The following is a 19,450-nucleotide window of genomic DNA, read 5'->3' as shown; positions in this document are numbered from 1 at the left end:
GGAAGCGGAAGACTGCTGTACAATTTTCAGCTAAAAAGACCACGCAAAATTTGTTGCGCCAATCTTAGCAATAATTTAGCGAAAATTGAGCCCTTAACGATGGATATTGATCAAAGGGAGCTATTATCTGATTTGATATTCGCTAAAACCTTGGTCATATTAAAAATCCTATCAGCTAAAAATAATTCAGTCACAGGTCTTGATACTGTATGATTGTACAGTATACTAGTCAGCAGAATTAAGACAAAAAGCGCTGCTTTTTGAATTACCCGTTTGTAAATTGAATATCACTTTTGACAGCTTAATGCTTGTCTTGATGAGGGAACAGGAATGAAGGTCGATCCAAATAAAGAGAAAGCACTTGCTGCGGTATTGATCCAAATTGAGAAACAATTTGGTAAAGGCTCCATCATGAAGCTGGGCGAAGATCGCTCTATGGATGTTGAGACCATTTCTACCGGTTCTCTGTCTCTGGACGTTGCTTTAGGTGCTGGCGGTTTGCCAATGGGTCGTATAGTTGAGATCTATGGTCCTGAATCATCAGGTAAAACAACACTGACTTTAGAAGTGATTGCCGCAGCGCAACGTGAAGGCAAAACCTGTGCTTTTATCGATGCAGAGCATGCGTTAGACCCTATTTATGCTAAAAAATTGGGCGTAGATATTGATAACCTGCTGTGTTCACAACCGGATACTGGCGAGCAAGCGCTTGAGATTTGTGATGCTTTAACTCGTTCAGGCGCTGTTGACGTTATCGTAGTCGACTCCGTGGCGGCATTAACGCCTAAAGCTGAAATCGAAGGCGAAATTGGTGATTCTCACATGGGCCTAGCGGCGCGTATGATGAGCCAAGCCATGCGTAAACTTGCGGGTAACTTAAAGCAATCTAACACCTTACTTATCTTCATCAACCAAATTCGGATGAAAATTGGTGTGATGTTCGGTAACCCAGAAACTACAACCGGTGGTAACGCGCTGAAGTTTTATGCTTCTGTTCGTCTAGACATTCGTCGCACTGGTGCCATTAAAGACGGCGATGAAGTGGTCGGTAACGAAACTCGCGTTAAAGTGGTGAAAAACAAGGTTGCAGCGCCGTTTAAGCAAGCTGAGTTCCAAATCCTTTATGGGCAAGGTATTAACCGTACTGGTGAGTTAGTAGACTTAGGCGTAGCTCATAAGTTGATTGAAAAAGCGGGTGCTTGGTACAGCTATAAAGGTGATAAAATCGGCCAAGGTCGTGCTAATGCTGGCAAATATCTGACTGAAAACCCAGCTATTGCGGCTGAAATTGACAAGACGCTACGTGAGTTGCTTTTGAGTAATCCGAGTGCCTTGGCTGCCAAAGCTGATGATAGTACTGAGGACAATATTGATTTAGAGACAGGCGAAGTATTCTGAGTCAGTCAGCCCATCAAATTGCGGTCGCGCTGTTAGCGCGCCGCGATTATTCCCGTTTACAAATCCGCGATAAATTGCTCGAAAAAGGTTTCGAACTTAACGATATCGAACCTGTACTCGATGCTTGCGAATCCTCCGGTTTTATTAATGATGCTCGTTATGCCGAACTGTTGGTGCGAAGCCACATCAGTCGAGGCCACGGTGCAATACGCATCCGCCAAGCAATCGCACAGAAAGGCTTATCTAAAGACTGTATTGAAGCCGCTTTGGTTAATTGTGATTGTGACTGGTTTGAGCTAGCAAAAGATAAAGCCACCAAAAAATACGGCATTCCCCGTGTGACAGAAGTGAAGGGCTCTAAAGCTCGGGATCTCATCGCAAAGGAAAAGGCCAAACGAGTGCGCTTTTTAATGGGCCAAGGCTTTAGCTACGATCAAATCACTTACGCACTAGATTCAGATCCCAATGATCTCGATGAAGATTATTAAATTTGGAGCTAAGACTGTAAAAGCTCATCTAAATATTATCAATGGGTCTTGTCCATTTCGTACTTCACATTAGACTCACTTGCTTAAATATTGTCCGTGCCGCGATAAACTTACGCCGTCTTTATTTGTGCTTTATCCTGTCGTTTTGCTTCTAGTGACTCTGGTGTGGGCGATTCACGCTAAAATATTAAATTCCTGATGTGTATATCACCAATCAAGACTGGTCGTCCTTCCTTAGTCTGCTTATAATGCTGGGCAAATAGAAATACGGCTAGCCTAAGGCGTAGCTGGTAATGCTTACCCAATTCAGGATGATTTCATGTATCAAACTACAGCAGAGCTCAGAAGCGCTTTCCTCGAATTTTTCCGCAGCAATGGTCATCAAGTTGTGGACAGTAGTTCATTAGTGCCAGGCAACGATCCCACACTTTTATTTACCAATGCAGGCATGAACCAGTTCAAGGACGTGTTTCTTGGCATGGACAAACGCAATTATACGCGTGCGACCACTGCTCAACGTTGTGTACGCGCTGGTGGTAAACATAACGATTTGGATAACGTTGGCTACACAGCACGTCATCACACCTTTTTCGAAATGCTAGGTAACTTCAGTTTTGGAGATTATTTCAAAGAAGAAGCGATTCGTTTGGGTTGGACTTTTTTAACTGAAACGTTAAAGCTGCCTAAGGAACGTCTGTGCGTCACTATTTATCAGACAGATGATGAAGCCTTTGAAATCTGGAATAAAAAAATTGGTGTCGCTGCCGAGAACATCATACGTATCGGTGACAATAAAGGTGCCGCCTTTGCGTCAGATAACTTCTGGCAAATGGGTGATACCGGTCCTTGTGGTCCATGTACTGAGATTTTTTATGACCATGGTGATCATATTTGGGGCGGACGTCCAGGCAGTCCTGAAGAAGATGGCGACCGTTTCATCGAAATCTGGAACATCGTTTTCATGCAGTACAACCGTCAAGCATCGGGTGAAATGTTACCTTTGCCTAAGCCCTCGGTTGATACAGGCATGGGGATTGAGCGTATTGCTGCGATTATGCAGGGCGTACATTCTAACTACGAAATCGATATTTTCCGTACTTTGATTGCTAAAGCCGCAGAGGTCATTGGTGTTAGTGACTTATCTGAAAAGTCGCTGCGAGTCATTGCCGATCATATCCGTTCATGTGCATTTTTAATTGCCGATGGCGTTATGCCGTCGAACGAAGGCCGTGGTTATGTGCTGCGCCGTATTATTCGCCGCGCAGTTCGCCATGGTAACAAGTTAGGTGCGACCGAAGCTTTCTTCTACAAGCTGGTTCCGTCTTTGATTGCGGTGATGGGCGATGCAGCAAAAGGGTTAGCTGAGACTCAAGCGATTGTTGAAAAGGCACTGAAAGCGGAAGAAGAGCAATTTGCCCGTACGCTTGAACGTGGTTTAGGTATTTTAGATACTGCCTTAAACGAGTTGAAAGGTGACACCTTAGACGGCGAAACCGTATTTAAGCTGTATGACACCTATGGCTTCCCAATGGATTTGACCGCTGACGTATGTCGCGAGCGCAACATCATTGTCGATGAGGCAGGTTTCGAAGTCGCCATGGCTGAACAACGTAGCCGCGCACAAGCTGCCGGTAACTTTGGTGCAGATTATAACGCTGCGCTGAAAATTGATGCTGAAACTGCATTCAGTGGTTACACCGAATTAGCGGGTCAAGCTAAGGTCACCGCGATTTATCAAAACGGTGAGTCAGTGACGGCGATCAAAGCGGGTGATGAAGCCGTTGTCGTGCTCGATGTAACACCTTTCTACGCGGAATCTGGCGGTCAAGTAGGCGATAAAGGCCAATTAGTTGCGAACGGTATTGAGTTTACGGTAAACGATACGCAAAAGTATGGTCAAGCAACGGGCCATCAAGGTGTTTTGGCTACTGGTAGTTTGAGTGTTGGCCAAGTTGTTGAAGCGAAAGTGGACAAAAAACTGCGTCATCGTACTCAGTTAAACCATTCTGTTACGCATTTACTGCATGCCGCACTGCGTCAAGTGCTCGGTACTCATGTTTCGCAAAAAGGTTCTTTGGTTGATCCTGAGCGTTTACGTTTTGACTTCTCCCATTTCGAAGGCGTAAAAGCTGCTGAATTAAAAGAAGTTGAAGAATTAGTTAACACTCAAATTCGTCGTAACCATGAGCTGAAAACCGCTGAAATGTGCATAGATGAAGCTAAAGAGAAAGGCGCTATGGCACTCTTTGGTGAGAAATATGATTCACAAGTCCGTGTTGTAACTATGGGCGATTTCTCTATCGAATTGTGTGGCGGTACACATGTCGGTCGCACTGGCGATATCGGCTTGTTCAAAATCACCTCTGAAGCGGGTATTGCTGCGGGTGTACGTCGCATCGAAGCCGTGACTGGCGCTGCTGCTATGGCTTATGTGGCGCAGCAACAAGCTGAACTGGAAGAAGCCGCTGCCTTATTGAAAGGCGATGCCAACTCAGTGGTGGCTAAGTTAAAAGCGCAGCTCGATAAGATGAAGCAACTCGAAAAAGAAATGGCGCAGCTGAAAGATAAGCTAGCGGCCGCAGCGAGTGCAGACTTAGTGGGCGATGCCGTTGTAGTTAATGGCGTTAACGTACTGATCAAAAAATTAGACGGCGTTGAGGCAAGTTCATTACGTGGCTTGCAAGATGAATTAAAACAGAAATTGAAATCGGCCATTATCGTTCTTGGTACCGCGCAGGAAGGGAAAGTTAACCTGATCGCGGGTGTGAGTAACGATCTGATCGGTAAAGTCAAAGCGGGTGAGCTAGTCGCTATGGTCGCTGCACAAGTGGGCGGTAAAGGCGGTGGTCGTCCTGATATGGCTCAAGCGGGCGGTAGCCAGCCAGAAAATCTGGATGCGGCATTGGCTCAAGTATTACCTTGGATTACTGAGCGTCTAGCTTAAGAGGTTGCTGTGCCCCAAAAACGAAAGCTTAGTGGTAGCAAGCTTTTTGTGAAAAAGTTCGGCGGCACTTCGGTGGGTTCTATTGAACGTATCGAAGCGGTCGCTGAGCAGATTACAAAGTCAGCTCACAATGGTGAGCAACAAGTCTTAGTTTTATCCGCGATGGCGGGTGAGACTAATCGCCTGTTTGCACTTGCAGCACAAATTAATCCGCGCGCCTCGGCGCGCGAGTTAGACATGCTAGTCTCGACGGGTGAGCAAGTGAGTATTGCTTTGATGTCGATGGCGCTACAACGTCGCGGCATAAAAGCAAAATCCCTTACGGGCGATCAAGTGCAAATTCATACAAATAGTCAATTTGGCCGCGCCAGCATTGAGCGAGTTGATACTGAATATTTGCAGTCTTTGCTTGCCGATGGTGTTGTGCCGATCGTTGCAGGGTTTCAGGGCATAGATCCTCAAGGCGAAGTGACCACCTTAGGACGCGGTGGTTCAGATACCACTGCAGTAGCCTTAGCGGCAGCGTTAGAAGCCGATGAATGCCAGATTTTTACCGATGTGGCTGGGGTATTTACCACAGATCCTAATATTGATAGCAGTGCACGTCGCCTCGATGTGATTGGGTTTGATGTGATGCTCGAAATGGCAAAGCTCGGCGCTAAAGTATTGCATCCCGATTCTGTTGAATACGCCGAGCGTTTTCGCGTACCGCTGCGAGTATTGTCGAGCTTTGAAGCTGGGCAGGGGACGTTAATCCAATTTGGCGACGAGTCGGAATTAACGATTGCCTCATTAGTGCAAGGTATCGCGATTAATAAGGCGCTGGCAACGCTAACGATTGAAGGGCTGTTTACCACCAGTGAACGTTATCAAGCGCTGTTAGGCTGCTTAACGCGATTGGAAATCGATGTGGAATTTATTTCTCCATTGAGGATCCATGAGGATGATCCTTCGGGTCGAGTCAGTTTTATGCTCGCTGAAGCTAAGGTTGATACTCTGCTTAATGAGCTCGAAGGCTTAAGCGAAAGCCTTGCTCTCGGACCATTGATTATCGAACGGCAACGTGCAAAAGTATCTTTAGTTGGCAAAGGTTTACAGGCAAAAATGGGATTATTGACTAAGATGTTAGAAGTCTTGGGTAATGAAACTATTCATGCTAAGTTACTCACGACGTCAGAGAGTAAATTATCAACCGTTATCGATGAAAGGGACTTACACAAGGCGGTTCGGGCGTTACATCACGCTTTCGAGCTAAATAAGGTGTAATTAAATAACCGTTTGAGTATTGAATACTATTAATTTGTACTAAGCTGACCTTATAATAAGCCCATCTACCGGATGAGTGCCGTGTGTAAGCTGAATTAAGAAATAAAGGAGCTATCGAATGCTGATTTTGACTCGTCGTGTTGGCGAAACACTGATGATTGGTGATGAAGTCACAGTTACAGTGCTAGGGGTAAAAGGCAATCAAGTGCGTATTGGTGTGAATGCACCAAAAGAGGTTTCTGTTCATCGCGAAGAAATCTACCAACGCATTCAATCTGAAAAATCAGGTACACCATCGGAAGGTGGTAACTTTTAGTACCTTGTTTTGGCAAGCGTACTACGGCAGCAGAAGAGTCAGTTTTTTAACTGGCTTTTTTATTTTTCAGACCGAAAGATTGGCGTAAATCAATACATTGGCTTGATATAACAGCAATGTGATTAAAAACAGTTCAAATGGAATCTGTTTCGGAAAAAGGGTTTGACTTATTTTCGTCAAACAGTAATATGTGCGCCAAGAAAACGGAGAGGTGGCCGAGTGGCCGAAGGCGCTCCCCTGCTAAGGGAGTATGGGCTTTAACTCCCATCGAGGGTTCGAATCCCTCCTTCTCCGCCATTTCTTACTGATAGAAAACAGTGCGCGTGTAGCTCAGCTGGATAGAGTACCTGGCTACGAACCAGGCGGTCGGAGGTTCGACTCCTTCCACGCGCACCATTTTTTATTAGTGTTTGATGTAAAAGTAAATTTAGATACAAGTCGCGCGTGTAGCTCAGCTGGATAGAGTACCTGGCTACGAACCAGGCGGTCGGAGGTTCGACTCCTTCCACGCGCACCATCTCTGCATTAGTTAATCTTTAACTCATCAGTTTTGAATTTCATAAGAAATTTTGTAGATAATTGCTTATAGCAAAGAGTTAAAATGCGCGTGTAGCTCAGCTGGATAGAGTACCTGGCTACGAACTAGGCGGTCGGAGGTTCGACTCCTTCCACGCGCACCAATTTAAATTAATATGATTTAAATCGTATTAATGTTTTACCGTTTAACATGCGCGTGTAGCTCAGCTGGATAGAGTACCTGGCTACGAACCAGGCGGTCGGAGGTTCGACTCCTTCCACGCGCACCAATTTAAATTAATATGATTTAGGTCGTATTAGTGTTTTACCGTTTAACATGCGCGTGTAGCTCAGCTGGATAGAGTACCTGGCTACGAACCAGGCGGTCGGAGGTTCGACTCCTTCCACGCGCACCAATATAGTTAACGAGATACGTCTTGTTGATTTAAAGCGTTAAACGCGGAGAGGTGGCCGAGTGGCCGAAGGCGCTCCCCTGCTAAGGGAGTATGGGCTTTAACTCCCATCGAGGGTTCGAATCCCTCCTTCTCCGCCATTCTATTCTCTTAGTCGAGGGGAATAGAATAAATTTGCGAGATAAAAGTGCTTATCCTAGACTCAATCATGATTGGATCTATTAGAAATACAAAAACGAGTTTGCGCGTGTAGCTCAGCTGGATAGAGTACCTGGCTACGAACCAGGCGGTCGGAGGTTCGACTCCTTCCACGCGCACTATATAGATAAGCCCTGCAAGCAATTGCAGGGCTTTTTTATTTTTTAATCTGTAATGGTTTAACTCATTATATTTTTACCCGCTTAGGTTTAACCTTAACTTTGCATCATCATCTTTTGCCTTACCTTAGATATCTTCGGTGTCGCTATCTTTAGCCATTTCGCTTTAAACACTTCTCTTTCTTAGGTTCAACTCACTGAAGAATCTGCTTTTGCCTGTGTTGAGAGTCTATGACGACATTGGATATCTATGTCAGCACTCCATGTCAGCTCTCTCAGTGCTGTCTCTGGAGGTATTAGTTGTTCTTTAGTCTACATGTGTGGTGTTTACGTATGTCGGCAGTGATGGGCTACGTGTGAGCTCATGAGCGATAGACCACGGGGAATGATGAGGATGAATGGTGTGGTGGTTTCAATACAGTGTAGTAGGTTAAATGACAGTGTTTAGAGTTGACTCGGGTTAAAGGCGGCATCTGGCTCAAGAACGTAGATTAAGGCTCATAATTGCTCATAGATTGCAGCGATATAGATACAAGGAGGGCAGCCAAGTGGCTGCCCTTCATTCAGTTAGAACCAATCATAACAAGTGAATCAGAGTAAATGAGAAGCTTAAGCTTCTAACTTAGCGAACTCAGATTTTTGTTCATTGAGTTTGTCCATATCTCGCTTGAGATCGGCCATCTTGGCGCGCTCTTTGTCGATAACGTCGGCAGGGGCTTTTGCCACGAAGCCTTGGTTCGACAATTTTCCTTCGATGCGAGCTATCTCTTGGCCGAGCTTTTCAAGCTGTTTGTCGATACGGGCCATTTCGGCGGCGACATCGATTAAGCCTGCCATAGGGATCAGCAGCTCCATTTCGCCAATCAAACCTGTGGTCGACATAGGCGCAGTTTCGCCATCGGCTAAAATGGTCATGCTTTCTAAGCGGGCAAGCGTAGTGAAGAAGGTTTGGTTCGCTTCTACACGGGCTTTATCCTGCGCGCTAACACCACGAAGTAGGGCATTTAGCGGTTTAGATGGGGCAATGTTCAGTTCGGCGCGAATGTTACGCACCGCGACGATCACTTGCTTAACCCATTCTAAATCGGCCATTGCTGCGCTATCGACTTTAGCGGCATCAAATGTTGGGAATGGCGCAAGCATAATGGTATCACCTGCGACACCGGCTAACGGTTTAACGCGCTGCCAAATGGTTTCAGTGATATACGGCATCATAGGGTGCATCAGGCGTTGCATCGCTTCAAGCACTGTCACTAAGGTGTGACGGGTGCCGCGCATTTGCGTTTCGCTGCCGTTTTGCAATACCGGTTTGGTTAACTCTAAGTACCAGTCACAGAACTGGTTCCAAGTGAACTCATACAGGGTATTGGCCGCTAAGTCGAAACGATAGTTCGTCATGTGATCGTCAAAGGTCTTAACGGTTTGATTGAACAAGCCAATAATCCAGCGATCGGCTAACGACAGCTCCATCTCGCCACCTTTGTACTCTGGTGAGCCAGGGCCGCAATCTTGATCTTCTGTGTTCATCAGCACGTAGCGTGAGGCGTTCCATAACTTGTTACAGAAGCTACGGTAACCGTCTAAGCGCTTCATATCCCAGTTGATGTCACGACCCGTTGATGCCATTGCCGCAAGCGTAAAGCGCAGTGCATCAGTGCCGTGGGCTTCTATACCGTCAGCAAACTCTTTGCGAGTGCTCTTTTCAATTTTGGCGGCCAGTTGTGGCTGCATCATATTACCGGTACGTTTTTCAACGAGATCTTCAAGGCCGATACCGTCGATCATGTCTAATGGATCGAGTACGTTGCCCTTAGATTTTGACATCTTGTTACCCGCTTCATCGCGGATAAGACCGGTTACGTAGACGGTTTTGAACGGGACTTGTGGTTTACCGTCTTCATCTTTGATGAAGTGCATGGTCATCATGATCATACGGGCAACCCAGAAGAAGATGATGTCAAAACCTGTCACCAACACGTCGGTTGGGTGGAAGGTTTTTAAATCTTCTAAATTGTCAGGCCAACCTAAGGTCGAGAAAGTCCACAGGGCTGAGCTGAACCAAGTGTCCAGTACGTCTTCGTCTTGGCGTAATGTCATTGAGTCGGCAATATTGTGCTTAGCACGTACCTCGGCTTCGTTGCGGCCGACATAGACTTTGCCGTTTTCGTCGTACCAAGCTGGGATGCGGTGACCCCACCACAATTGACGCGAAATACACCAGTCTTGAATGTCGCGCATCCACGAGAAGTACATGTTCTCGTATTGCTGCGGCACAAATTTAATGCTGCCATTTTCAACGGCTTCGATAGCGGTTTTCGCCATTGGCGCAACAGCTACATACCATTGGTCGGTCAGCATTGGCTCGATAACCACACCGGAGCGATCGCCGTAAGGCACTTTCAAGGTGTGCGGCGCGATTTTTTCGAGCAGCCCTAAAGTGTCAAATTCAGCGACGATAGCATCGCGCGCTTTAAAACGGTCAAGTCCGGCAAAGCGTTCAGGCAGGCTGCCATCGAGCGTTTTGTTAAAGGTACCGTCAGAGTTCACCACTTCGGCGCTCACGCGAATGGCGGCATCTAAGGTCAGCACGTTGAACATGGGTAGGTTGTGACGTTTACCGACTTCATAGTCGTTAAAGTCATGGGCCGGGGTGATCTTCACGCAACCTGTACCAAAGGCCATGTCGACGTAATCGTCGGCCACGATAGGAATGCGGCGGTTAACAATCGGCAACAGAATAAACTTACCGACCAGCGCTTGATAGCGTTCATCATCGGGATGCACTGCAACCGCACTGTCGCCGAGCATGGTTTCTGGGCGCGTGGTAGCGACTTCTAAATAGTCTTTACCATCGGCGGTCAGTTCACCGTCGGCCAGTGGATAACGCAGATGCCACATGTGGCCCTGTTTTTCTTTGCTTTCCACTTCTAAATCAGAGATAGCTGTGTGCAGCTTTGGATCCCAGTTGACCAAACGCTTACCGCGATAAATCAACTCGTCTTCGTACAGACGTACAAATACTTCTTGCACGGCCTTGGACAAGCCTTCGTCCATAGTGAAACGCTCGCGGTCCCAATCAACAGAAGCGCCCATACGACGTAGCTGCTTAGTGATAGTGCCGCCCGATTGCGCTTTCCATTCCCACACTTTATCCATAAAGGCATCGCGACCTAGGTCATGACGATTTTTGCCTTCTTCGGCTTCAAGCTTACGCTCAACCAACATTTGGGTGGCGATACCCGCATGGTCAGTACCGACTTGCCATAGGGTATTTTTGCCTTTCATCCGTTGGTAACGGGTCAAAGTATCCATAATGGTGTCTTGGAAGGCGTGGCCCATGTGCAAGCTGCCCGTCACGTTTGGTGGCGGGATCATGATGCAATAATTGCCTTGGGATTCATCGCCGTGTGGTTTGAAGTAACCTTGCTCTTCCCAATTTTGGTAAAGCGTTTGCTCGATGGACTGCGGATCGTATGTTTTTTCCATGGGAACGTGTCTGTCTCAAACTAATTAAGTGGATGTGTTGCTAAGTCTTGGGTCTGTAAATTGACCCCTAAGCCGCGATACTGTCGATAACGTTCGCGAGCGACCGCTTTATGCTGATCGTCATTGGCAACAAAATCGATAATGTGGCCAAAGTTTACCGCAAATGGGGGCGCTTGGTCTGCAAGATTAATCAGAACTTGGCGACTTTTGTTGGCGCCGAGGCGATCAAAACCAATTTCAACCGGTGATCCCGTCATCGGGCCCTCACCTTTGAGGTTATGGGGCACAAAAGCACTGGGCTCAAACTGCCATAAAAGTTCATCAATTGCATGGGCTTGCTGTTTATCTTGGCAATGGATATAGACCCATTGTTGCTTCACAAAAGCCTGTTGCGCCAGTTGGCATGCCAGAATATGCATCTCGGAAAGCGCAGGGTTCGCATTCGCAGTTTCAACAGGTGAATCAGCCTTGGCCTTGGCAGGCGATGCCACTGGCGGCATAAGATAAAACAGCACTTGAGTCATGATTTCAATGCCTTGCTTCACTTGTTTTAGTGGCGAACGAAAGCAGCAGTTTACACTAAAAGTCAGTATGGGTTAATGCTTAGGGCAAACCTTACTGTGAGGTTTTATCTATCATTGTCTGGCGGGGCTTAATGGGATACTTTCAAACCGTTGGAGATGCAGAGGGTAGAGCTATAACTCTTTGAAAAATGATTCTAAAACCATTAGTTGTTCAGTTTTTTTATTTTCTTAATTTATTCAGGAAATCGATTTTCTGATTAAATTAAGGAAATAAAAAAGGCGAAGATTTTTATCTTCGCCTTTCATTTATCGAGCCTTTAACAAACTAAGGCCCGATAGTTGGTTATTCGCCGAGTTCAACGCCAGCACGATTGATCAGGAACTGAGTCAATAGTGGCACTGGACGGCCCGTAGAACCTTTGTTAGCACCGCTATTCCAAGCTGTGCCTGCAACGTCTAAGTGAGCCCAGTTGTACTTTTTAGCAAAGCGAGAAAGGAAACATGCTGCTGTGATAGCACCTGCTGGACGGCCACCTAAGTTGGTCATGTCAGCAAACGGGCTGTCGAGCATATCTTGATACTCATCCCACAATGGCATGCGCCATGCGCGGTCACCACTTTGCTCACCGGCACTTAATAGCTCGTGTGCTAGAGGGTTATGCGATGAGAACAGACCCGATGCGTGTTTACCAAGGGCAATCACACACGCACCAGTCAGGGTTGCAGTATCGATAACCAATTCAGGATCGAAACGCTCAACATAGGTTAATACGTCACATAGGACTAAACGGCCTTCTGCATCGGTATTTAACACTTCAACGGTTTGACCTGACATAGTGGTCAGAATGTCACCTGGACGGTAAGCATTACCCGATGGCATGTTTTCACAGCCAGCCAGAATACCCACAACGTTGATAGGTAACTTCATATCACAGATGGCTTTCATGGTGCCGATAACACCCGCTGCGCCGCCCATGTCGTACTTCATTTCGTCCATGGCTTCGCCAGGCTTCAATGAAATACCACCCGAGTCGAAGGTTAACCCTTTACCAACTAGAACGATTGGTTTTTCTGTGCTATCGACAGCGCCCTTGTATTCCATCACAGTCATGATGGATTCATTGGTACTGGCGCGACCGACTGCAAGGTATGAGTTCATGCCCAGTTTGGCCATTTGCTCTTCACCAATAGTGGTGACATGCAGTGTGTCGTGTATTTCAGCCATTTGGCGAGCTTGTGAAGCTAAATAGGCTGGATTACAGATGTTCGGTGGCATGTTGGCTACATCGCGACATAAATGCATGCCAGCAGATACTGCCATACCATGCTCGATGGCGCGCTCACCTAAAGTTAATTCACGGCGAGTCGGGACATTGAACACTAATTTACGCAGTGGACGGCGAGTTTCACCTTTGCGGGTCTTCAGGGCATCAAAGCTATAAAGACTGCTATTAGTGGTTTCAACCGCTTGACGTACTTTCCAATACGTATCGCGTCCTTTCACGTGCAGTTCAGTTAAGAAGCAAACTGCTTCCATTGAACCTGTTTCGTTAAGGGTGTTGATTGTCTTAGTGATGATTTGTTTGTATTGGCGTTCGTCTAATTCTCGTTCTTTGCCACAACCCACTAATAATACACGTTCACTCAATACGTTAGGAACATGGTGCAGCAATAACATCTGGCCTGGTTTACCTTCCAGATCGCCGCGACGCAGTAGGTTACTGATATAACCTTCGCTAATTTTATCTAATTGCTCCGCGATACCCGACAGACGACGGGGTTCATAAACACCGACCACGATACAGGCTGAGCGTTGTTTTTCGGGGCTACCGCTCTTTACGCTAAACTCCATGAGCACTCCTAGATTCTTAAAGACAAATTTTTATATTTATTGGATAATGTCTGCTTGTCCCGAAAAGGGCCTAAGTTATTACTCCAAAGGTGATTTATTCTCGGCGCTTGAGCCACGCATTTCGTGACGTTAAGTTTACCTAGAACCCCTGAAGCTGGTCAGAAAACTATCAAAAGTAAACAGTTTACATGAAAGTTAGTCTGTTACCAGCAAAAAGATAAGTTTAGAGACCGGATCCTGCCTGTGATTGTATTTAAATACCTTATTCGAGAAGTTTTAAAGGCACAAATTGCGGTACTTTTAGTGCTGTTAACTATTTTTATTAGCCAGCATTTCGTGCGTATACTGGCCGATGCCTCCGACGGCGATTTTCCCGCCTCTTTAATCATGACTCTGATTGGGCTTAACTTGCCTTATCTGGTGATCTTAGTGCTGCCGTTAAGTTTGTTCTTGGGTATTTTACTGGCCCACGGCCGTATGTATTCCGAAAATGAAATGGTCATTCTCCACGGTGTTGGGGTCAGTGAGTGGTATGTCACCCGCGTGACGCTGATCCTCGCCGTGATCAATATGCTGTTTACTGGCTATTTATCCCTTTATGTTGCCCCTTGGGCAGAAGAACAGCAAAACCAAGTGCTCGAAAAAGCCCAGTCTGAAGCGGGTCTTGCCGCCTTAATCCAAGGGCGTTTTCAGGCGAGTCCCAATGGTCGCGCGGTATTATTTGTTGAGCGTATTGGTAAAGATAACGAGTTAGATAAAGTGTTTGTAGCCCAGTTGCCAGATCCTGATGATGAAACTGGCGTGACCAATGTCGTGGTGGCTAAAGGTGGACGAGTACAGGAAGATAGTTCAGGTGCTCAACAATTGAACTTGAATGACGGCGTGCGTTATCAAGGCAGCCCGAAGGCGAAGGACTACCAAATGATCGAATTTGGTGGTTATAAAATGCAAATTAAAGAGCAGCAAGTTGATGAGCGTCGCCGTAAATTATCTGCACTGCCCGTTGATGAACTCGTGAAAATTGAAGGTGCTGAAGCCGCGGCTGAATTCCACTGGCGTCTTGCTATCCCGCTCGCGATTCCAATTATGACACTGATTGCTGTACCGTTAGCGCGGGTGAATGTGCGCCAAGGTAAGTTTGCTAAGATGTTCCCGGCAGTTCTTTTGTACCTTGGCTATTTTGGACTGATGGTCGCGGGACGTAAGGCATTGCAAGATGGGATTATTCCACTGTATTTAGGTATGTGGTGGATCCATGTTTCTGCGCTCTTGATGGGGTTATTCTTGCTTGGCAAAGATAGGCCTATTTTCAGTCGTATATCGTCCTTGTTTGCCAATAAGAAGGTGGCAGCATGAAGATATTAGACCTTTATATCGCCAGAATATTGTTAAGCACTTCAGCGCTTTGTTTGCTGGTGTTGACTGGTTTGTCGGGCATCATCAAATGGGTTGATCAGCTGCGTTTAGTTGGCCGTGGCACCTACAGCATGATGGATGCTGGCATCTATGTTTTATTTTTAGTGCCACGGGATATTGAAATGTTTTTCCCTATGGCCGTCTTGCTAGGCGCTTTGATTGGTATGGGAATGTTGGCATCGAATTCCGAACTTGTTGTGATGCAAGCTTCTGGCATGTCACGTTTGCAGATCACTATGTCGGCGATGAAAACTGCTGTGCCTTTGATGTTATTGGTGATGGTTTTAGGGGAGTGGGGCGCACCGATTGCTGAGCAAAAAGCCAATGAGTTGCAAGCTGTTAAACTCTCTGGTGGGAGTTTAATTAAGTCCCATCGTGGAATTTGGGCAAAGGATGGTGATTTGTTCGTTAATATTGGTGAAGTTGAAAACATCAATAAACTCAGCAATATCACGCTTTATAAATTCAATAGCGAACTTAAGCTCACCAACGTAGTTCACGCAGACCGAGCGGTCTTTTCCCAAGATCGCTGGCGTTTATTTGACGTTAAACGTACTGATTTAAGCTATGAAAAAGTCGTGCTTGAGTATCTTGAAGAAGACCAATGGCAATCGAGTTTAACGCCAGATAAGCTCAGCGTAGTGTCGATTAAACCCGAGGCGTTATCTATACGGGGTCTGGTCGGTTATCTTGATTACCTTAAAACTAACAGTCAAGATCCCAGCCGTTATGAGCTTGCTTTATGGCGCAAGGTGATGCAGCCCGTGACGGTCGCAGTGATGATGTTAGTGGCACTGTCGTTTGTATTTGGTCCGCTGCGGACTGTGACTATGGGCGCGCGCGTATTACTTGGGGTCGTAGCAGGTTTTAGCTTTTATATCAGTAATGAGATTTTTGGCCCCATGAGTATAGTGTATGAGCTACCTGCTTATGTGGGGGCTGTTGCGCCAAGCTTGTTGTTTACTGGCGTTGCCTTCTACTTTATCCGGCGATGATACGCAGCTTATTACTCCTTACTCCGGATTTCGTCAATTAAGAATAGTCCATAAAAATAGCCCATAAAAAACGACGCTTTTGCGTCGTTTTTTGTATTTCGGATTTACTTAAGAATAAACTTATGCCCCATGCCAGTTACGCATTTGGTTGGCTTCTTTAGACAGCACGACCACTTCTGAGCGAGTCATCATATCCTGCAGTGCGCGCTTATCATCATTGATTAAAATCCATAAATTGCCAATGCCGAGCAGTGACCAAATGATGCGAGCGTAGGCAGTGATCAGGCTTAAGTTTTGGCCATTAGGATGTTGAATTTTAAGCCGCCAAGCGCGCATCCCTAAGGTTTGACCGCCCTTACTCCAGAATAATGCGTAGAAAGTGCCGACACACAAGGCAAGCCAAAGTTGATAAATTCCCTGATAAGCTGGCGTGCCATTGAGTGCATCTGAGACATGCTCAAAGCCATTCATGCCAGCCAGTCCTGAAGCGGTGAGGCCGTAGAAAATCCCAAAGCCCATTGCGCCAGCAACCATATAGACGGCCACGGCTAACATCGAATCGTAAACTGCAGCGCCTAGGCGGCGGAAGAATCCTGCGCGGGGGAAGTTAGCATGTTCGGTATTGAGCATTACAGTGTCCTGTTATTGAAGTGCTTAAAGCTAATACAAAAAACAATTAATACATTAGCCTAGGCTTCAGGTTCTTCATCTCTGACAAAGTGGATATTGCTAAAACCAAAGCGGGCAAACTCTACTTTCCTGAATTCTTTTTCAGCCTTGGCACCTTTACGAGATGTCATGGCGACTTGTTGTTCCATAGCCAAAAATTTGGTCAGATCTATGCCCTCGGCTTCGGCCACAGCTTCATATAAATCATGGTGTTTGTCGTAGCTAAAGGCGATAGTTTTAGTCTTACCTTTGAAGGTATAAGTGACTTGACGGGCCATGGGGGAGCTCTCCTGAAATAAGTCTGAAATTAATTAAATTCACTTCTAAAAATAAAATAAACAGCACCTAAGATGCACAGTCCTGCCCACAGATAATCGAGCTTCAATGGTTCTTTCATATAGAAATAGGCAAAGGGGACAAACAAACTTAAGGTGATGACTTCTTGTAAAATTTTTAACTGGCCGACATTCATTACTGTGTAGCCGATACGGTTAGCTGGCACTTGCAGCAAGTATTCAAATAGGGCGATACCCCAGCTCACTAAGGCCGCAATAATCCAAGGTTTTGAGCCTAGCGTTTTCAAATGCCCGTACCAAGCAAAGGTCATAAAAATATTACTTAAGCAAAGTAAACCGATAGTGGTTAGGGTTGGATTCATTTTTCATCTCTATGATTAAATTTATAAATCATATACATAGCATCGTCAGTATAGCTGCCAAGGCATTTATCGATTGCTTTAGGTTTAAAACCCATTTTAAGCCAATAGCTGTCGGCACCTTGTACGGCTACGAGGGATAAGGAATTGAGATTATAGCGATCAGCCAGTAGTGTTAGGCGGGTCAGCGCCTTCGCTCCAGCGCCTAAACCTTGGGCTTTGGCCGAAATCGCAATATCGTGTAGGTATAAGGTATCAGCCTTGGGTAAATGGGTGATGGGCTGATATAGCGCTGGCGGCATATTGGCGGTCCATGGGTGGGCCAAGCAATAACCGACAACCGATTTATCCACTTCGAACACAAAACAGGACTGAGGTGATACCTGCCATTTACTTTGCAGTACGTGCAGTGGCTCAGGATCCAGTTGTGAGTAACACTCGTCTTGGATCGCTAAAATGGCATCCCAATCCTCTGGGGTGATTGCACGCAGTAACATGGCCGACATTTATCCTGTTTCAAGAGTTCTGTTGAAGGAACTCCGTGGAAAGAGTCCTGATTCAAATAAGCTCGGCATTATAACCTCAAGCAGCGTTAAAATGCAGGCTCCAGCGGCAATATAAAGCGCTTTAAAACCCGTATAAACTGAGCTTTCAGCGCTTTTAAGCATTAGCAGCGGTTAAATGCCCAGATATCGTTGGCGCAGGTGACGCTCAAGATATTGACCATTTAGGGTTTCGCCCGTTGCTTGGCGTATCAGTTCATCGGTTGTGAGCAAAGATCCCTTAGACCAAATGTGTTCACTCAACCATTGGAATACAGAGTTCAACTTGCCTGCATCGATCAGGGTTTCAATTGGTCCTAAGGCTTTTTCCATCGCAAAACGGCATTGGGCGGCATACATGGCGCCTAAGGTATAGCTGGGAAAATACCCTAGTTCACCAACGGCCCAATGGATATCCTGCATGCAACCGTCTCGGTAGTTGCCATCGGTATTAATCCCCAGTAGTTGTTGCATCTGCGTCGACCAAAAATCAGGTAAATCATCTACGGTTAAGCTGCTGTCGATAAAGGCTTTTTCTGCCTCAAAGCGCAGTAAAATGTGGCAAGGATAGGTGACTTCATCGGCATCTACACGGATAAGTCCGGGCGCTACGCGGGTGTAATGCTGTGCTAATTCTTGGGCGCTAAAATGACAATGAAGATGTTGCGCAATTTTAGGCTGCAATTGGCGTAAAAATGCCGGATTTGCCCCGAGTTGCATTTCGCAGAATAGACTCTGGCTCTCGTGGATACCCATAGAACGCGCCAGTCCCGCAGGTTGTCCACGCCACGCTTTAGGTAAACCTTGCTCATATCTGGCATGGCCTGTTTCATGAACTATACCCATGATAGCGCTACTGAAATCAGCCTCATTGTAGCGAGTCGTTATCCGTACATCGCTTGGCACGCCGCCACAGAATGGATGGCTGCTGATATCCAGCCTACCGTGGTTAAAGTCAAACCCCAGAAAATCCATTACGTCTCGGCCAAGGGCTTGCTGCGCGCTAACATCGAAGGGACCATTTAGCGTTAACTTAGGCTCGTTTGCCTGTTTAGCCAGCACTTCTTGGATGAGTGTCGGTAGCCAATCTTTCAGTCCGCCAAAGGTTTGCTCCAGCTTTGCCGAGGTCATTCCCGGCTCAAATTTATTGAGCAGGGCATCATAGGGGGAAATATTCTGGGCTTCGCCGCGGATCTGCGCTTCTTCCTTAGCAAGTGCAATTACCGCTTTGAGGTTTGGTTTAAAGCCTTGCCAGTCATTATTTTTACGTTGTTCACGCCACGCATTCTCACATTGATAGGCCATTTTAGTTTTGGCTTGCACGAGATCGCCGGGCACTAAATTTGCCTGTTGATATTGGTACTGCATTTCCCGCAGGTTAGCTTGTTGTTCCGTTGTGAGAGATTCGTCCGTCGCGCTGTGTAAGTGTTCGGCTAAGACGGTTGAGGTTTTGAGTGTGTGGATATGTCGCGCCAGTTCAGCCATTGCATCGCCGCGATTGCTATTACCGCCCATAGGCATCATGGCTGCTTGATCCCAGTCACCAAGAGCGCTGAAATGTTCAAAGTGAGAAATTTTTTGAAAATGTGCTGTCAGTTTATCGTAACTTGGTGTTGGTACTTTGCTCTTGGGTGAGTCCATGGAATTTCCCTT

At 46.4% G+C, this 19,450-nt stretch carries 15 protein-coding genes and 8 tRNA genes; 15 read left to right on the top strand and 8 right to left on the bottom strand.

Annotated features, from left to right (window positions below; translation table 11 throughout):
* The first annotated feature begins 330 nt into the window (after positions 1 to 330).
* The 13 genes from recA (at position 331) to L5M51_RS13275 (ending at position 7,658) form a co-directional block, all read left to right on the top strand.
* On the top strand, positions 331 to 1,398 hold the full coding sequence (recA, locus tag L5M51_RS13335; protein ID WP_105251812.1) for a recombinase RecA: 1,068 nt from the start codon (positions 331 to 333) through the stop codon (positions 1,396 to 1,398).
* 17 nt (positions 1,399 to 1,415) lie between these two features.
* On the top strand, positions 1,416 to 1,886 hold the full coding sequence (locus L5M51_RS13330) for a regulatory protein RecX (RefSeq protein ID WP_375539965.1): 471 nt from the start codon (positions 1,416 to 1,418) through the stop codon (positions 1,884 to 1,886).
* Between the two features lie 319 nt (positions 1,887 to 2,205).
* Positions 2,206 to 4,830: an alanine--tRNA ligase gene (alaS, locus tag L5M51_RS13325; protein WP_263173228.1), complete on the top strand. Its 2,625-nt coding sequence runs from the start codon at positions 2,206 to 2,208 to the stop codon at positions 4,828 to 4,830.
* 9 nt (positions 4,831 to 4,839) lie between these two features.
* Positions 4,840 to 6,096, top strand: a complete 1,257-nt coding sequence (locus L5M51_RS13320; RefSeq protein WP_006082603.1) for an aspartate kinase — start codon at positions 4,840 to 4,842, stop codon at positions 6,094 to 6,096.
* 118 nt (positions 6,097 to 6,214) lie between these two features.
* Positions 6,215 to 6,412, top strand: a complete 198-nt coding sequence (gene csrA, locus L5M51_RS13315) for a carbon storage regulator CsrA (protein WP_006082602.1) — start codon at positions 6,215 to 6,217, stop codon at positions 6,410 to 6,412.
* 205 nt (positions 6,413 to 6,617) lie between these two features.
* Positions 6,618 to 6,709 (top strand) — tRNA-Ser (locus L5M51_RS13310).
* Positions 6,710 to 6,731: 22 nt separating this feature from the next.
* Positions 6,732 to 6,808 (top strand) — tRNA-Arg (locus L5M51_RS13305).
* A gap of 44 nt (positions 6,809 to 6,852) precedes the next feature.
* Positions 6,853 to 6,929, top strand: a tRNA-Arg gene (locus L5M51_RS13300).
* Positions 6,930 to 7,015: 86 nt separating this feature from the next.
* Positions 7,016 to 7,092 (top strand) — tRNA-Arg (locus L5M51_RS13295).
* Between the two features lie 49 nt (positions 7,093 to 7,141).
* Positions 7,142 to 7,218 (top strand) — tRNA-Arg (locus L5M51_RS13290).
* A gap of 49 nt (positions 7,219 to 7,267) precedes the next feature.
* Positions 7,268 to 7,344: transfer RNA gene (locus L5M51_RS13285), tRNA-Arg, on the top strand.
* Between the two features lie 45 nt (positions 7,345 to 7,389).
* Positions 7,390 to 7,481, top strand: a tRNA-Ser gene (locus L5M51_RS13280).
* A gap of 103 nt (positions 7,482 to 7,584) precedes the next feature.
* Positions 7,585 to 7,658 (top strand) — tRNA-Arg (locus tag L5M51_RS13275).
* Positions 7,659 to 8,267: 609 nt separating this feature from the next.
* Here the strand turns inward: L5M51_RS13275 and L5M51_RS13270 are convergent.
* The 3 genes from L5M51_RS13270 to pepA all read right to left on the bottom strand — a co-directional run bounded on the left by L5M51_RS13270 (position 8,268) and on the right by pepA (position 13,520).
* Positions 8,268 to 11,144, bottom strand: a complete 2,877-nt coding sequence (locus tag L5M51_RS13270; protein WP_263173226.1) for a valine--tRNA ligase — start codon at positions 11,142 to 11,144, stop codon at positions 8,268 to 8,270.
* A gap of 20 nt (positions 11,145 to 11,164) precedes the next feature.
* Positions 11,165 to 11,668, bottom strand: coding sequence for a DNA polymerase III subunit chi (locus L5M51_RS13265; RefSeq protein ID WP_263173223.1), 504 nt, complete (start codon positions 11,666 to 11,668; stop codon positions 11,165 to 11,167).
* Positions 11,669 to 12,011: 343 nt separating this feature from the next.
* Positions 12,012 to 13,520: a leucyl aminopeptidase gene (pepA, locus tag L5M51_RS13260; RefSeq protein ID WP_263173220.1), complete on the bottom strand. Its 1,509-nt coding sequence runs from the start codon at positions 13,518 to 13,520 to the stop codon at positions 12,012 to 12,014.
* A 243-nt stretch (positions 13,521 to 13,763) separates the two neighbouring features.
* Here pepA and lptF point away from each other — a divergent pair, with 243 nt between their 5' ends.
* Complete coding sequence (gene lptF / locus L5M51_RS13255; RefSeq protein WP_113939369.1) at positions 13,764 to 14,876, top strand: LPS export ABC transporter permease LptF; 1,113 nt, start codon at positions 13,764 to 13,766, stop codon at positions 14,874 to 14,876.
* On the top strand, positions 14,873 to 15,931 hold the full coding sequence (gene lptG / locus L5M51_RS13250) for an LPS export ABC transporter permease LptG (protein ID WP_105251819.1): 1,059 nt from the start codon (positions 14,873 to 14,875) through the stop codon (positions 15,929 to 15,931). The genes lptF and lptG overlap by 4 nt, the downstream gene beginning before the upstream one ends.
* Positions 15,932 to 16,051: 120 nt before the next feature.
* Here lptG and L5M51_RS13245 read toward each other — a convergent pair whose 3' ends face one another.
* From L5M51_RS13245 to L5M51_RS13225, 5 genes are all read right to left on the bottom strand, one after another.
* Positions 16,052 to 16,561 carry an RDD family protein gene (locus L5M51_RS13245; RefSeq protein WP_263173219.1) on the bottom strand — a complete coding sequence of 170 codons (510 nt, stop codon included), beginning with the start codon at positions 16,559 to 16,561 and terminating at the stop codon, positions 16,052 to 16,054.
* A gap of 59 nt (positions 16,562 to 16,620) precedes the next feature.
* On the bottom strand, positions 16,621 to 16,878 hold the full coding sequence (locus L5M51_RS13240; RefSeq protein ID WP_006082593.1) for a DUF2960 domain-containing protein: 258 nt from the start codon (positions 16,876 to 16,878) through the stop codon (positions 16,621 to 16,623).
* Between the two features lie 29 nt (positions 16,879 to 16,907).
* A complete protein-coding gene (locus L5M51_RS13235; RefSeq protein WP_006082592.1) occupies positions 16,908 to 17,258 on the bottom strand; it encodes a DMT family protein in 351 nt (116 codons plus the stop codon).
* Positions 17,255 to 17,752, bottom strand: a complete 498-nt coding sequence (locus tag L5M51_RS13230) for a GNAT family N-acetyltransferase (RefSeq protein WP_113939489.1) — start codon at positions 17,750 to 17,752, stop codon at positions 17,255 to 17,257. The genes L5M51_RS13235 and L5M51_RS13230 overlap by 4 nt, the downstream gene beginning before the upstream one ends.
* A gap of 180 nt (positions 17,753 to 17,932) precedes the next feature.
* Entirely contained in the window at positions 17,933 to 19,438 is a 1,506-nt protein-coding gene (locus tag L5M51_RS13225; protein ID WP_263173216.1) for a carboxypeptidase M32, read from the bottom strand.
* Positions 19,439 to 19,450: the final 12 nt, after the last annotated feature.

The organism is Shewanella sp. SM73 (genome assembly GCF_025653795.1).
GTDB lineage: Bacteria > Pseudomonadota > Gammaproteobacteria > Enterobacterales > Shewanellaceae > Shewanella > Shewanella oncorhynchi.
This window is presented reverse-complemented; position numbering and strand designations above follow the sequence as displayed.